Here is a 14,672-nt window from a genome sequence, read left to right on the forward strand (position 1 = left end):
GTTATTATATAATCTATTCTCTATTTTTTAATAAAATCCAGCCTGATAGTTCAACATTTTTTTACTTATTCTATCCTGCCAGAGTATTTTGTACCAATAAGTATCGGTTGGAAGAGGGTTTCCAATATTTTTTCCGTCCCATATTGGAGTTTTTGAGGTCAGTTTAAATACGGTTTTACCATATTTGTCAAATATGCTTCCTTCAAAGTTTCCATATTTACTTATCTCACTAAAATCTATTACATCATTAATGCCATCACTATTTGGAGTAATAACATTAGACATAAAGAACGTATAATATTCTGCACTTGTATCACAGGAAGTTCCTTTGTTTCTAGCCCGAATAGAATATAGAGTATTTTTAAGAATACTGGTAAAAACATTTGAAGCTTGCCACGTTATCCCTCCGTCATTAGAATATTCCAGAGGAGTATTTCCATTATTTTTCACATTAATAATTAATGTATGATTATTGTAAACTATACCCGTAATTTCTGGAGTAAGGATATACGAAACTGCTGCAGTAAATGTTTTAGAACAAGCACCGTTATTGATGGTTACTGTATAAGTACCAGATGTTGTTACATTGATTTTCTGAGTTGTCGCTCCGGTATTCCAGTTATAGGTATAGTTCTGACCTGATCCTGCGTCTAATAACCCCGTATCTCCTTTGCAGATTTCTATATTATGCAGAGAGGATGTTATTTCAGGAATGACATTGATGATAATTGTTGCTGCTGTTTGTGAAGTACAACCATTTATACCAACTCCCGCTACAGTATAGGTTGTTGTGGAAGTCGGTGAGATTGTTTGAGTACTTCCATTACCCGGTAATCCTGTCCAGATATAGGTTACAGCCCCTGATGCAGTCAGAGTAATAGACTGTCCTTTACAAATTGTAAGAGCAGATGCGGTGACAGAAATAATAGGAGGATCCGTATTTTTTATTACAGTTACTGCAGCTTGTTCCACACAGCCTAATGGGTTTGACCTGATTGTGAGCGTATAAGTTCCACTATTATTAACTATCGGAGTTAAAGTATTTGCTCCTGAAACAATATTTCCACCATTTGTTGCTGTCCATAAGAATGTTGCTCCAGACTGATAAACGGATGTTGTAGCATCCAATGTAATTTGAGGAATAGCACACGTAATTTGTGAAGGCGGGGCAATATTTACAATAATATTAGGATCTGTAGTTACTGTTACAGATTTTTGATATTGACAACCTGAAGGAGTGGTAACAGTCACTGTATAAACACCTCCTACCATAACCGTATTCGTAGGTCCGTTTACCCCGTTTGACCAAGAAAAAATATTTCCGGTACCTGATGCAATAGCAGTTAAAATTGTAGAAGAGCCTTGACAGAAGGTTAAAACACCCGTAATTTGTACATTAGGATCCATAGCTGCTGTTATAGTAATTGATGCAGGTGCGCTCATGCAGGTGCCACTTGTATTGGTTAATGTATAGGTTCCTGGAGTTGTTACGGTAATAGATTGAGTTGTTGCTCCCGTAGACCAGGTATTGCCTGCTGACTGATTGGAGGTCAGGGTAACGCTTCCGCCAAAGCAGATTGTGGGTGATGAGCTTGTAATCGTAGGTGATCCCGCTTGAGTAATGGTGAGCTGCAATTCCACAACTTTTGAACAGGTAGCTGATTTTACAAGTACAAAAACTGTTGCATTTCCTGAAAGATAAGCTGTTGGAGTGGCAATTGTATTTGTGTTTCCGGCAATAGCATCGGCTTGATTTACATAGTAATCAAATGTTACCCCTGAAGTCGTACTGATGTTTGCCTGAGCTGATGTTAAATTAAAAGTAGAAGTTGCTGAGCTTGAACACTGACTTAAGCTTGCATTCTGAACCACAGGAACAACACCTTGAGTGACTGCCACCGATTTTTGATAATGACAGCCTGAAGGAGTGGTAACAGTTACGCTGTAAGTTCCCGGTGTTGAAACAGATATGGAATTTCCTGCCGCTCCGTTTGACCAGGCAAATGTATTTCCCGTTCCATTGGCTGAAGCTGTTAACTGAGCCGCAGATTCACATACAACTAAACTTCCCGTAATTTGTACATTAGGATCCACATCTGCTGCTATAGTAATTGATGCAGGTGCGCTCATGCAGGTGCCACTTGTATTGGTTAATGTATAGGTTCCTGGAGTTGTTACGGTAATAGATTGAGTCGTTGCTCCCGTAGACCAGGTATTGCCTGCTGACTGATTGGAGGTCAGGGTAACGCTTCCGCCAAAGCAGATTGTGGGTGATGAGCTTGTAATTGTAGGTGATCCCGCTTGAGTAATGGTGAGCTGCAATTCCGCAACTTTTGAACAGGTAGCTGATTTTACAAGTACAAAAACTGTTGCATTTCCTGAAAGATAAGCTGTTGGAGTGGCAATTGTATTTGTGTTTCCGGCAATGGCATCGGCTTGATTTACATAGTAATCAAATGTTACCCCTGAAGTCGTACTGATGTTTGCCTGAGCTGATGTTAAATTAAAAATAGAAGTTGCTGAGCTTGAACACTGACTTAAGCTTGCATTCTGAACCACAGGAACAACACCTTGAGTGACTGCCACCGATTTTTGATAATGACAGCCTGAAGGAGTGGTAACAGTTACGCTGTAAGTTCCCGGTGTTGAAACAGATATGGAATTTCCTGCCGCTCCGTTTGACCAGGCAAATGTATTTCCCGTTCCATTGGCTGAAGCTGTTAACTGAGCCGCAGATTCACATACAACTAAACTTCCCGTAATTTGTACATTAGGATCCACATCTGCTGCTATAGTAATTGATGCAGGTGCGCTCATGCAGGTGCCACTTGTATTGGTTAATGTATAGGTTCCTGGAGTTGTTACGGTAATAGATTGAGTCGTTGCTCCCGTAGACCAGGTATTGCCTGCTGACTGATTGGAGGTCAGGGTAACGCTTCCGCCAAAGCAGATTGTGGGTGATGAGCTTGTAATTGTAGGTGACCCTGCTTGAGTAATGTTGAGCAGTATTTTCGAATCTCCATTATCACACAATAATGATGAAGAATCTTTGATAACAACTAAAATTGTTGTATCTGTATTAAATTGGAAATTAGTAGGGTTCGCAACAGGTATTGTATTTCCCTGAACATAATAAGTAAAAGTATAATTGTTTGGGTTGGAAACGAACTGAGAATTATAAGAAGTTAAATCTACAGTTCCATTTCCCGGACAAAAAGATTGAGATACAGTATTTTGTAAAACTGGAACTTTATCAGTGTATATTTTCACATTTTTAATAGAGTGTCTTGCACTTGCAACGCCTGTAGAAGCTGAGAAGCCCAAACATCCCTGAGGCATATTTACGGCTCCCCCTGAAGGAGCAAATGACTGATTGACAATTTGTATATTGTCGATTTTTATTTTAATAATCCAATTATTAAGATTTGCAGGATCTATTTCACCATTTATTTCCACATGTTTATAATTTGGCCCTACAAAAGGTTGAGCAGTAAGATCAGGAGAATGAAATGTACTTCCTGCAGTATTGTTAAACTCTATATTACTGCTATTGGTCCCATACAAAAGATGAACTTTACTCATCTCTGTATGGTTAGAGTTATTATAAATATCAAATGCTACCATTAATCCTGCTGCATTATTAGGAATTCCAAGCTCATCCCCTGCTCCATAGCTAAACGGAGCATTTGATAAATACCAAAAAGCAATTCCATTTCCATGGGCATATGAACCATTCCCATCAATTCTAAAGTCAAATTCTACTTTCCATTTATTACAATGTTTTAAATTTATTGGAGCATGTAATCTTATACCACCAACCTGGCTGGTTTGGTCTGATGTTAATTGCACAAAATCCCCATTCACAATAGCAGAAGGAACAAAATCCCATCCCGCGGTATTTACTGGATTTCCACTAAGTTGATATGTTTGGGATACAAGTTTTCCAGATATACAAAATAGAAATATGGAAAAATAGGAGAGTAATTTGTTTTTCATTCGCATGTGTATTGATAATACAAAAATAGTTATTTTTATCATTTAACATGCTGAAAACAAGACAATTAAGCATAAATCTCAATAGTATATATATTATACTATCATATTTTAAATTTCAAGAAATTTTTCTTCACTTCCATATCCTCCTTAAAAAAATATTTAACTGTTTAGGAACAGTCCATTTTAATCTTAGCCAATTTGCGAGGCTCGTTAATCTGGCAGTAATATAGTTCAATTATAAATGAAACTTTCTCGGATCAGGATGAAGAAACACATAATCCAGTTCTGAAACCAGTTTTGATGATATTATTTTCTTTCCTTTCACCTCAAATTCTTCTTCGTCCGGAATATCTTTCTGTGCATTGATCACCTGGCTTTTGGCCGGATGAATGGGAGCCGTTACATTATATAATTTAGCTTCAGCTTTCTGTTCCATCATTTCTGAAATAATCCCGCTGATATCAGCATAATGAATATGATTCACGGCATGATCAAGATTGCCGACATTATAATTTTTAAAAGTCTGTTGTCTCCCATCAGACCGCCAAGTCTCAGAATATTCAGCTGAGGATATTTACTTCTAAGCATTCTTTCGCCCGATACTTTTTCAAAAGGAACATCTTCTTCTGTGAATTCTTTAGCAATATCAGGATAAACCCCTGTGGAACTCATCAGAAACATCTGTCCTTTAAAATCTCCGATAAAAGCTGATAAATTCTGAATTCTGTTATACAAAGAACTTACACAGCAGCTTTTTCAGAAACAGGAATGGTAATGATCAAAACATCCATATCTTTAATTTCTTCCCACCGGGAAACAGGTTCAGACAACTGATAATCCGGAAAGATGCCACTACTGCATGGATGCCTTTAGAATGCAGTATGCGGAGTTTATCCTCTGTAGTTGTCGTAACGGATAGTTTGTGTTTTCCCGATAACACGGATGCTATTCTTTCTCCCAGCCAGCCATAGCCTATAATTCCTATTTCCTTCATATTTCAACAGAGGTTTTCATTTTTTAATCATACAAAAATATCAATAAGTTATGATGTTCTGGTAAAGCAACTTTTTAAATGATCATTGACCATTCCGGTAGCCTGCATATGAGCATAAACTACTGTAGATCCGACAAATTTGAAACCTCTCTTTTTAAGGTCTTTGGAAATACGGTCAGAGATCTCTGTCGTAGCAGGAACATCAGACAGTTTCTCCGGGCTGTTATCAATCGGTTTTCCGTCAATAAAATCCCAGATGTATTGGGAAAAGCTTCCAAATTCTGTCTGAACATCCATAAATCTCTGAGCATTGGTAACTGCAGCCAGAATTTTAAGCCTGTTTCTTATAATTCCGGGATTATTCATTAATTCTTCAATTTTTTTGTCAGAATATGCCGCCACTTTTTTATAATCAAAATGATCAAAAGCTTTTCTGAAATTTTCCCTTTTAGATAAAATAGTATACCAGCTTAAACCGGCCTGAAAGCTTTCAAGAATTAAAAATTCAAATATCGTTTCATCATCATAGACGGGCCTTCCCCACTCTTCATCATGATATTTCCTGTAAAGATCATCTTTTTCGCACCAGCCACAACGTATTTTTTCCATGATTATCAAATTTTACACGTTAAAGTTACTACTGATTTGGGAAAACATAATAAAAGATTATGAAAAATTTAACAGAGAAGCGGTGTTTTAGGAATGGTTATTGTTTAATTATTGTTACAACACTAAAATTTATATTATTATGAACAATTCAGAGTATAACAAAGCGGAAAATGCAGTAAATAATGTAGAAAACTCTTTACAGAATGCAGCGGACAAAACCAAATGGAAAATCAATGAATTGGCAGACAAGGCTAAAGACTATATCAATGAGAAGAGGAATAATGATGAGGAGGCCAGCCAGGAAGACTGGCTAGACAGGGTAAAAGCTAATGTATCCGATGCCTGGGAAGATATTAAGGATAAAGCAGATGAGGCATGGGAAAAAACCAAAGATGCGGCAGAAGATGTAAAGGCAGAATGGAATAAGAAAACCAATTAGTATTTCAGTCATATAAATATTTTCAATAAAATGGAGTCTTAAATTGTTAAGGCTCCATTTTTTATTATGCCATAAGCACAATTATTGTTACATTTGTAGTATAATAAACATTAAAAAATTATGTCATACGGTTTACTTAAAGGCAAAAAGGGAATTATTTTTGGAGCCCTTAATGAACAATCTATCGCATGGAAAGTTGCTGAAAGATGCCATGAGGAAGGTGCTGAATTTATTTTATCTAATGCTCCTATTGCATTGAGAATGGGAGAGCTTAATGGTTTAGCAGAAAAAACAGGTTCTGAAGTAATAGGTGCTGATGCTACTTCTGTAGAAGATCTTGAAAAACTTTTGATGCCGCTGTTGCAAAATTTGGAAAAATCGACTTTATCCTTCACTCTATCGGGATGTCTATCAACGTTAGAAAAGGAAAACATTATACAGAAATGAATTACGACTGGTTGGAAAAAGGCTGGGATATTTCTGCTGTTTCTTTCCATAAAGTAATGCGTGTAGCATGGGAAAAAGACTGTATGAATGAATGGGGAAGTATTCTGGCGCTTACTTATATCGCAGCTCAGAGAACATTCCCGGATTATAATGATATGTCTGATAACAAAGCATATCTTGAAAGTATCGCAAGAACTTTCGGAAACTACTGGGGAGAAAGAAAAGTACGTGTAAACACGGTTTCCCAGTCTCCTACAATGACTACTGCCGGAAGCGGTGTGAAAGGTTTCGGAGGATTCCTTGGATATGCAGAAGATATGTCTCCTCTGGGAAATGCTACCGCTCTTGAATGTGCAGACTACTGTGTTACCCTTTTCTCTGATCTTACGAAGAAAGTAACCATGCAGAACCTTTTCCATGATGGCGGTTTCAGCAGCTCAGGAGTTACCCAGAAAGTGATCAGTAAATATGATACTGAAAAATAACAGACTGATAAAGTTTCGCTTACAATAAATAAGACCCATGAAGTTTTCATGGGTCTTTTGTTTTTTGCCAGAACATGATGGTATGTAAATAAACCCGGCGGCCTCTTTGAGGCCGCCGGATCTGTCAAAAATAATATTAATATGATACTATAAAATTACGGTCTGTATAGAGTGTGCCGGGGCATTCAGTTTGGCCGCCATACCTTCAATCCATAGGTTTGTTTCGATATCATTGTCTGAATCGTTCATGATAACAGTTACCAGTTGTCCGTTTTCATTCATAAAAGCGGAAGAAGTTAATGCAGCCCTGTTTGATGAAGTTCCGATTCTCTGTGCATTTGGTTTGATATATTTTGAAACATGGCCTATATAATAGTATTCATAGGTATAGAACACCTCGCCTGTTTTGGTATCTGCAATAATCGGGGCAAAGCAGAAGTTTCCTTTATGGTTGGGTCCTCCGGTTTCATCCAGGAGAATATTCCAGTCAGTCCATAGAGCATTTCCTTTGTTGAAGTCATTCAGCATATTTTTACTGTACAGCTCACCCAGGCTTACATCATAGATTTTATCCATACTGAACTGTTCTTTACATCCTTCAGTAAAAGCCAGGAATTTATCAGGAAAAGCTCTGTGCGTTTCTGCCAAATTATCAAAAAGCTGCGTTTTATTATTCCATGTTTCATACCAGTGGTACCCGATACCGCTGGCATATTTTGATGTTTCCGGATCGCTTAATGTTGTGGTAGCTCTTTGATAGATAAGGTCTCTGTTGTGATCCCAGATCATTACTTTTTTATCTTTATATCCGTTTTTCCAAAGGGTTGGGCCAAGGTTTTTTTCAGGAATTCACCTTCTTCTTCAGCAGTATAGATGCATGATTCCCAGCTTTGGGTAGCCATTGGCTCGTTTTGAACAGTCAGTCCCCAGATATTAATTCCTCTCTTTTCATATTCTTTAATGAATTTGATGTAATAATCTGCCCACGTCTGGTAGTATTGATTCTCCAATCTTCCTCCTTTGTATAAACTTTTATTGGATTTCATCCAGGCTGGCGGGCTCCATGGGGAGAAATAGAAGGTAAAATTATTTCCTATTGCGTTCTGTGCTTCTTTGATCATTGGAATCTTATACTTTTCATCATGGGCAATGTTGAAAGTCTTCAGGGAAGTATCATTGTCTTCTACATAAGTATAGGAATCACTGGAAAAGTCACAGGAATTCATATTGGTACGTACCACAGTATATCCCAATCCGTTTTTCCCAAAATAAGCATCCAGAATTTCCTTCTGCTTGTTCTTTGGCATTTTATAAAAAGTTTCTGCTGATGCGTCTGTAATAGCACCACCAATTCCTATCAGCTTCTGATATTTAAAGTTGGGAGCCACAAAAATACAGGCCTCGGTTTCTTTAGGCTGCCCGAATTGTTCAAATTTAACTGCTCCTTTATCCGCCATCTTCTCATTCGCTTTCGAATTGGTAAGGATTACTTTAGCTGTTTTTCCTGCATTCTTTTTCCAATAATTCTGAGCATTGACATTGATGACAACGCCTACTACAAAACAACTTACAATTAGTTTTCTCATGATTTTTTTATTTTGGACAGTTGCGTCCCCTATTCATTATTTATTTTGATAGACTCTTACATAATCTATGTAATACTTCTGTGGAAAAACAGCATCATCAATGCCTTCTTTTCCTCCCCAAAACCCTCCTACTGCAAGATTTAAAATGATAAAGTAAGGTCTGTTAAAAGGCCATGCATCATTATTTTTCTCTTTATTTTCATAGGTGAAAAACTTTTGGTCATCGATATAAACATCTATTTTTTCCGGTGTCCAGTCTGCTTTATAGACATGAAACTTTTCGCTTGCATCTTTTACAAACAGCGTATCGGTTTTCTGTGTCCCCTGGATATGGTTGTATTTTTTGGTATGAACAGAAGCATGAATATACCCCTGGTTATAGCCGACATGTTCCATGATATCCAGTTCGCCGTCATCCGGCCATTTTTTCATATTTTCACTCATCATCCATATGGCGGGCCATGTTCCGCGGCCTTTGGGAAGCTTTGCTCTTACTTCTACTGTTCCATATTGGAAGGCAAATTTTCCTTTGGTTAAAAGCCTTGCAGAAGTATATTTATTGTTTTCCCAGTTTTCTTTTCTGGCTTCAATAATAAGACTTCCCTTTTCCATTCTGGCGTTTTCAAGCCTGTTTTTCGTATAAAACTGAGCCTCTTCATTACCAAAACCTCCTCCTCCTACATCGTAATTCCATTTTGATGAATCAGGTAGCCCTTTACCGTTAAACTCATCACTCCATATCAGTGTTCTGCGGGCATCAGGTTTTTGTGAAGCGCAGTTCAAAACAGTAAGGAAAAAAGTTCCTGCTGCGCATATTCTGATGATATTTTTAGCTTTGAGACTCATGCATAAGTAGATTTAAGTTTTGGCTAAAGCCATTTTTTCTGACTTTTGATTAAGCGGGCTAAAGCCCGCTCCTATTGAATTTATTTGGTCCAGTTTATTCTTTTGGTCTGCACATGTTGAGAGTCAGTTCCAATCATAATGTCGAATTCTCCGCCTTCCCAGTCAAAATTCAGCTCATCATCAAAGAATTTCAGATCTTCAGGAGTAAGTTTAAAATCGATCTTTTTGCTTTCTCCTTTTTTGATGAATACTTTCTGGAAACCTTTTAACTCTTTTACCGGTCTTACTACTTTTCCGAAAAGATCCCTGATATAAAGCTGTACTACCTCTTCTCCATCATATTTTCCTGTATTGGAAACCGTAACACTGATGTTCAGTGTCTGATTTCCTGTAAGGTTTGCAGAACTTAAAACCATATCAGAGTATTTGAAATCTGTGTAACTCAACCCGTATCCGAACGGATATTTCGGATCATTATCAAGATCTATGTAGGCTGAAACATAGTTTCTGTCTGTATTATTTTTTGCAGGTCTTCCCGTATTGTAATGATTATAATACACAGGAATCTGACCTTCTGTTCTTGGGAAAGTCATCGGAAGCTTTCCACCAGGATTTACTGTCCCGAACAGAACATCTGCAATAGAGTTTCCGGCTTCGGTTCCCAACCACCATGTGTACATAATTGCAGGAATATTGTCTGATGCCCAGTTGAAAATCAGAGGTCTTCCGGCATTGATCATCAGAATGACCGGTTTTCCGGTTTTGGCAATTTCTTTCAGCAGATCTTCCTGAACACCTGTAAAACCAATACTGCTTCTGCTTTTTGCTTCCCCGCTCATCGCATGGCCTTCCCCTAATGTCATAATCACCACATCTGCTTTTTTCGCCGTTTCTATCGCTTCTGCAAACTGGCTTTTGTTCTGATCATCCACATTACAGCCTTTTGCATAGAGTAAAGTGGAATTTTTATCCAATTGATTTTTAATTCCGTCAAATTGTGAAACAATTCTTTGGTTGTCATCTTTGAAAGCAACAGACCAGAACCCGTGGTTCGCTACCGTTTCTTTCCCGAAAGGACCAATCAGAGCGACAGTTTTTGTATTTTTTGAAAGCGGAAGAATATTTCCCTGGTTTTTAAGCAGTACGATACTTTTGGATCCGAACTCTCTTCCGAATTTTCTGTTCTCCTGATTATCCGTCTGCTCTTTCTGTCTTTTCTCATTACTAAACCGGTAAGGATCATCGAAAAGTCCCATTTCAAATTTCTTGGTTAAGATTCTACCCGCTGCATCATCTACCAGCTTTGGATCTACTTTTCCTTCTTTCACCAGTTTTGGAAGTTCTGCCATATAGACACGGCTTTCCATGTCCATATCACTTCCGCCCTGCACAGCTTTTTCTGCTGCCTGGGCCGCATCTTTTGCATAACCGTGGGGAATCATTTCCCCGATACTTCCCCAGTCTGAAACCACAAAACCTTTATAATTCCATTTTCCTTTTAAAAGGTCTCTCTGAATATATTGATTGGCCGTTGCCGGAATTCCGTTAATATCATTGAAGGAATTCATAAAAGTGGCTACTCCTGCCTCTGCAGCTGCTTTGAACGGAGGAAGGTAAGTTTCGTTCAGCTGTCTGAGACTCATATCCACAGAATTGTAATCTCTTCCGCCTACAGCGGCTCCGTACGCTGCAAAGTGTTTGGCACAGGCCATCACAGCATCCAGACTTCCTAAGCCTCTGCCCTGGAATCCTTTAATTCTTGCCAGTCCTATTTTTGTTCCAAGATAGGTGTCTTCTCCGGAACCTTCCATTACCCTTCCCCATCTCGGATCTCTGGCGATATCAACCATCGGAGCAAATGTCCAGTGAATACCATAAGCTGCAGCTTCTGTAGCAGCTATTCTTTCAGACTTTTCAATCATTCCCAGGTCCCAGCTTGCTGCCTGCCCTATATTCACCGGAAAGGTTGTCCGGTATCCGTGGATAACGTCCTGTCCGAACAGTAAAGGAATTTTAAGTCTTGACTGCATCGCGAGTTTCTGAAAGGCTCTGGTTTCTTCCGATCCTGCAACATTCAGCATGGAACCTACTTTTCCTTTTTAATTTCGTCTAAAACAGCAGCCGAATTGGAATGCTGAGGTCCTGTAGCATATTCGAACCCGCTGTATTGAACCATTTGTCCTACTTTTCCTCCAGGGTCATTTTAGACAGCAGCTCTGCCACCTTCTGATCAATTGTTTTTTGTCCGTAAGCATTCAGTCCGAATGTGGAAAATGCCAGTAAGAAATAAACTCTTTTCATAGTATCCAATTAAAAAATATAGGTTGCTGCAGAACGTCCGGAAATTGTTACAGCAGCGGTTTTCCCGGCAAATTTAATATTAAAATTCTCATCTGCCTGATTATCGTTCTGTACAATTAAAACTATTTTCCCAAATTGAGTCATAAAAGCAGCTGTTGAAAGCTTATCAGTCTGAGTGGAAGCGATGCGCTGAGATCCTGCCGGAACAAATTTTGAAGCGTGGGCAATAATATAATAGGAAACATTTCTGGTGAAGTTTTCACTATCAGAAACGGTTATGGCACCTTTACATTCTGTGCATCCGCCATCTGTATGCGGTTTAAATTCAGGGTCGTTGGCAAGGTTCCATTCTAAAGCGATTTTACTCCAGTTTCTCATGGAGCCTATGATTACATTTTTCGTATGCCAGTTCAGATCTTCGGTAAAAGTTCCTTTTGAACCTGTCCACTGTTCCGTAAAGTATAGATTTTTGTCCGAAAAGCATTGTGCACCGTACTTAATGCGGAGATATCTCCTTCGTACAGGTGAAAAGCTGACCCGTCTATATATTTGTTTGCCTCAGCATCTTTTAAAATATCAATAGCATATTCTGGTTTGTTGCAGTTGTGGTCGTAAACAACAATTTTGGTGTTGATTCCATTCGTCTTAAAAGCCGGCCCTAAATGATTTCTGATAAAATCTCCCTGCTGCTCAGACGGCATATACATACTTGGATTATTTCCGGGATGTAAAGGCTCATTCTGAGGTGTTACCGCATGAATGATGATGCCTTCTTTTTCATGCCCTGGATGTATTTTACAAAATATCGGGCATAAGTTTCATAGAATTCAGGCTTCAGGCTTCCACCTTTTGATTTACCGTTGTCTTTCATCCAAACGGGAGGGGACCATGGTGCTGCAATGATTTTAACAGAAGGATTGATCGCTATAATCTCTTTCAGCATAGCAATCAGATTTTTGTCCTTTGCCAGGCTGAATTTTGAAAGCGAAGGATCAGTCTGCCCTTCGGGAAGGTCATCATATGAAAATACTTCGCCATCAAGATCGGAAGCCCCAATACTAAGTCTTAAATAACTGATGGAAATTGAGTTTTTGTCATTTCCAAAAAGTTCGTAAAGCAGTGCTTTTCTTCTGGAAGGCGACAAGCGGTTGATTACCTCAACGCTTCCTCCTGTTAATGTATATCCGAAGCCATCAACATATTGAAACTTTTGAGTATCATCAATTTCAATATTCTGAAAGCTGTTGGAGCTGTTTACAAATTTAACGGAAGCCTGCTGCTGTAATTTTACACTTTCATCACCTTTGGTAAGCCAGTACTGCACTTCATTTCCTTTATTGGATGCCACTGAGGTACATGATAAAGAAAAAAGGGCCACACCACTAAGCAGTGCGGCACCTCTAAAGAAACTATATAAGTTGTGAAACTTCATGGATTAATAACCAGGATTTTGTTTGATCTTCGTATTAAGAAGTTCATTATAAGGAATCGGTAAAGCTCATTCTTATTGGGTTTAAATCCTCTCGATGCTAATTTGGAAGGTGCTTCTCCCCATCTTACGAGATCAAACCATCGGTGTCCTTCACCGGCTAGTTCACGTCTACGTTCATCTTTAACAGCTTGCAGTGTTACCGGTACTGAAGGCAGTCCAACTCTGGCTCTTACCGCATCTAATAAAGCCTGGGCTCTCGCACCTGAGCCGTTTAATGCTTCAGCTTCCATTAAGTATGTGTCTGCCAGTCTGATTACGATATAATTCCTGCTGTAATTAAGTTCCGGAGCTCCGGGAAGATTAGAAACCTCATCCCTTCTGGGAAGATATTTATTCAAAAAATAACCGGTGTCATTATGAGCAGGTGAATATTTGATTTCTCCGTTTGCCGTCAGCTGTTTCGCGTTCAGGATAGTGGCATTGACTCTCGGATCATCCTTCAAAAAGTTATAAAGATCTTCTGTTGCAGTGTTAAATGCCCAGCCTGAAACAATATCAGGTGCCGTAGTTTTTAATCTATCATATCCTCTTGGTCCTATCATTATACAGATAGAGTTTCCTTCATCTTTTCCCTGACCCCAGAAGCCCCAATCTGAATTTCCTTTATTGGTATGCATTACTTCCAGAATAGATTCTGTGGTGAACTTATTGTCCGGTCTCCACAGATCATTATAATTGGCAATTAATTTATATCCATACTGGCTGGCTTGTCCCGGTGTTCCGTTTACTTCAGCAAATTGGGCTGCAGCAAGATCTTTCTTATTGTTATACAAATAAATTTTTCCTAAAATAGCTCTGGCTGTTCCCTGGCTTATCCTTCCCACCTCAGCCTTGTTAGTAGGCGCAATAGAGAGTGGAAGATCATTAATGGATGCTAAAATGTCTGATTCAATCTGCTCATATACTTTCTGAGGTTCTGCCTGAGGGATATTATAAAAATCATCGGCAGCTGTAATAGGCTGTAGAATTAGTGGAATATTTCCAAACATTTTCAGCAATTCAAAATAGTAAAGAGCCCTCAGCGTTTTAGCTTCAGCAATAAATCTCTTGCGTGTCTGATCATTCATTTTAGCAGCTGGAATTCTCTGAATAAGGAGATTTGCTCTGGCAATTCCCTGATAGAAATCATTCCAGTAGGTTTTAGGAACAGTGATCTGATCAATAGAATAGTTGGAAAAACTTTGTATTCCGGTACCGTCTGTAGGACTTCCGCCCCCAGAATAGAAATCATCCGAAGCTGCATTAAAAAAAGTTACCGTATTTTCAAACCCACCAGAATATTTTCTTAGCAGATCATACACTGATACAAGCGCACTAAAGGATTGTTCTTCATTCTGGAAGTAGTTATTGGAGTCAAAAGCTCCTTTATTCTGCACATCTTCAATAAACTCATCACCACAAGATACGGAACTGAATCCAATACCTGATGTAAGAGCGATCAATACTATTGCTTTATAGAATCTATTTTTCATGTTGT

General features: G+C 38.7%; 11 protein-coding genes and 3 pseudogenes. 2 read left to right on the forward strand and 12 right to left on the reverse strand.

Translation table 11 applies throughout. The features are described 5' to 3' along the window. Positions 1-27: 27 nt before the first annotated feature. The 5 genes from OWR28_RS13870 to OWR28_RS13890 form a co-directional block, all read right to left on the reverse strand. Positions 28-4,038, reverse strand: a complete 4,011-nt coding sequence (locus OWR28_RS13870) for a T9SS type B sorting domain-containing protein (RefSeq protein ID WP_332387092.1) — start codon at positions 4,036-4,038, stop codon at positions 28-30. Between the two features lie 193 nt (positions 4,039-4,231). Then, on the reverse strand, positions 4,232-4,435 hold the full coding sequence (locus tag OWR28_RS13875; protein WP_332387093.1) for a hypothetical protein: 204 nt from the start codon (positions 4,433-4,435) through the stop codon (positions 4,232-4,234). Between the two features lie 41 nt (positions 4,436-4,476). Further along, entirely contained in the window at positions 4,477-4,731 is a 255-nt protein-coding gene (locus OWR28_RS13880; protein ID WP_332387094.1) for a hypothetical protein, read from the reverse strand. 43 nt (positions 4,732-4,774) lie between these two features. Continuing rightward, entirely contained in the window at positions 4,775-4,990 is a 216-nt protein-coding gene (locus OWR28_RS13885) for a hypothetical protein (protein ID WP_332387095.1), read from the reverse strand. Between the two features lie 48 nt (positions 4,991-5,038). Further along, positions 5,039-5,599 (reverse strand): DNA-3-methyladenine glycosylase I, encoded by a 561-nt coding sequence (locus OWR28_RS13890; RefSeq protein ID WP_332387096.1) that lies wholly within the window; start codon positions 5,597-5,599, stop codon positions 5,039-5,041. 139 nt (positions 5,600-5,738) lie between these two features. Here OWR28_RS13890 and OWR28_RS13895 point away from each other — a divergent pair, with 139 nt between their 5' ends. Together OWR28_RS13895 and OWR28_RS13900 are read left to right on the forward strand one after the other, a co-directional pair. Beyond that, positions 5,739-6,038: a hypothetical protein gene (locus tag OWR28_RS13895; RefSeq protein ID WP_131433467.1), complete on the forward strand. Its 300-nt coding sequence runs from the start codon at positions 5,739-5,741 to the stop codon at positions 6,036-6,038. Positions 6,039-6,158: 120 nt separating this feature from the next. Continuing rightward, a pseudogene (locus OWR28_RS13900) lies at positions 6,159-6,970 on the forward strand (enoyl-ACP reductase FabI). A 147-nt stretch (positions 6,971-7,117) separates the two neighbouring features. Here the strand turns inward: OWR28_RS13900 and OWR28_RS27020 are convergent. From OWR28_RS27020 to OWR28_RS13940, 7 genes and pseudogenes are all read right to left on the reverse strand, one after another. Next, positions 7,118-7,252: a glycoside hydrolase family 30 beta sandwich domain-containing protein gene (locus OWR28_RS27020; RefSeq protein ID WP_494168470.1), complete on the reverse strand. Its 135-nt coding sequence runs from the start codon at positions 7,250-7,252 to the stop codon at positions 7,118-7,120. Positions 7,253-7,375: 123 nt separating this feature from the next. After that, positions 7,376-8,556, reverse strand: a pseudogene (locus OWR28_RS13910) (glycoside hydrolase family 30 protein); the annotation flags it as partial. A 36-nt stretch (positions 8,557-8,592) separates the two neighbouring features. After that, positions 8,593-9,402: a glycoside hydrolase family 16 protein gene (locus OWR28_RS13915; RefSeq protein WP_332387099.1), complete on the reverse strand. Its 810-nt coding sequence runs from the start codon at positions 9,400-9,402 to the stop codon at positions 8,593-8,595. A gap of 80 nt (positions 9,403-9,482) precedes the next feature. Further along, positions 9,483-11,483 carry a beta-glucosidase BglX gene (gene bglX, locus OWR28_RS13920; RefSeq protein ID WP_332387100.1) on the reverse strand — a complete coding sequence of 667 codons (2,001 nt, stop codon included), beginning with the start codon at positions 11,481-11,483 and terminating at the stop codon, positions 9,483-9,485. Positions 11,484-11,712: 229 nt separating this feature from the next. After that, a complete protein-coding gene (locus OWR28_RS13925; RefSeq protein ID WP_332387101.1) occupies positions 11,713-12,081 on the reverse strand; it encodes a glycoside hydrolase family 30 beta sandwich domain-containing protein in 369 nt (122 codons plus the stop codon). Positions 12,082-12,113: 32 nt separating this feature from the next. After that, positions 12,114-13,135 (reverse strand): annotated as a pseudogene (locus OWR28_RS13935) (glycoside hydrolase family 30 protein). Continuing rightward, positions 13,132-14,667: a RagB/SusD family nutrient uptake outer membrane protein gene (locus OWR28_RS13940; protein ID WP_332387103.1), complete on the reverse strand. Its 1,536-nt coding sequence runs from the start codon at positions 14,665-14,667 to the stop codon at positions 13,132-13,134. The pseudogene OWR28_RS13935 and the gene OWR28_RS13940 overlap by 4 nt, the downstream one beginning before the upstream one ends. Positions 14,668-14,672: the final 5 nt, after the last annotated feature.

This window comes from Chryseobacterium sp. 1B4 (assembly GCF_036631475.1).
Taxonomy (GTDB): domain Bacteria; phylum Bacteroidota; class Bacteroidia; order Flavobacteriales; family Weeksellaceae; genus Chryseobacterium.

Bases quoted from the DNA above. Each gene is read 5' to 3' on its own strand.
- OWR28_RS13870 (WP_332387092.1), bottom strand. From the start codon at position 4,038: ATGATAAAAATAACTATTTTTGTATTATCAATACACATGCGAATGAAA.
- OWR28_RS13875 (WP_332387093.1), bottom strand. From the start codon at position 4,435: ATGATGGAACAGAAAGCTGAAGCTAAATTATATAATGTAACGGCTCCC.
- OWR28_RS13885 (WP_332387095.1), bottom strand. From the start codon at position 4,990: ATGAAGGAAATAGGAATTATAGGCTATGGCTGGCTGGGAGAAAGAATA.
- OWR28_RS13890 (WP_332387096.1), bottom strand. From the start codon at position 5,599: ATGGAAAAAATACGTTGTGGCTGGTGCGAAAAAGATGATCTTTACAGG.
- OWR28_RS13895 (WP_131433467.1), top strand. From the start codon at position 5,739: ATGAACAATTCAGAGTATAACAAAGCGGAAAATGCAGTAAATAATGTA.
- OWR28_RS27020 (WP_494168470.1), bottom strand. From the start codon at position 7,252: ATGAATGAAAACGGACAACTGGTAACTGTTATCATGAACGATTCAGAC.
- OWR28_RS13915 (WP_332387099.1), bottom strand. From the start codon at position 9,402: ATGAGTCTCAAAGCTAAAAATATCATCAGAATATGCGCAGCAGGAACT.
- bglX (WP_332387100.1), bottom strand. From the start codon at position 11,483: ATGCTGAATGTTGCAGGATCGGAAGAAACCAGAGCCTTTCAGAAACTC.
- OWR28_RS13925 (WP_332387101.1), bottom strand. From the start codon at position 12,081: ATGAGAAACTGGAGTAAAATCGCTTTAGAATGGAACCTTGCCAACGAC.
- OWR28_RS13940 (WP_332387103.1), bottom strand. From the start codon at position 14,667: ATGAAAAATAGATTCTATAAAGCAATAGTATTGATCGCTCTTACATCA.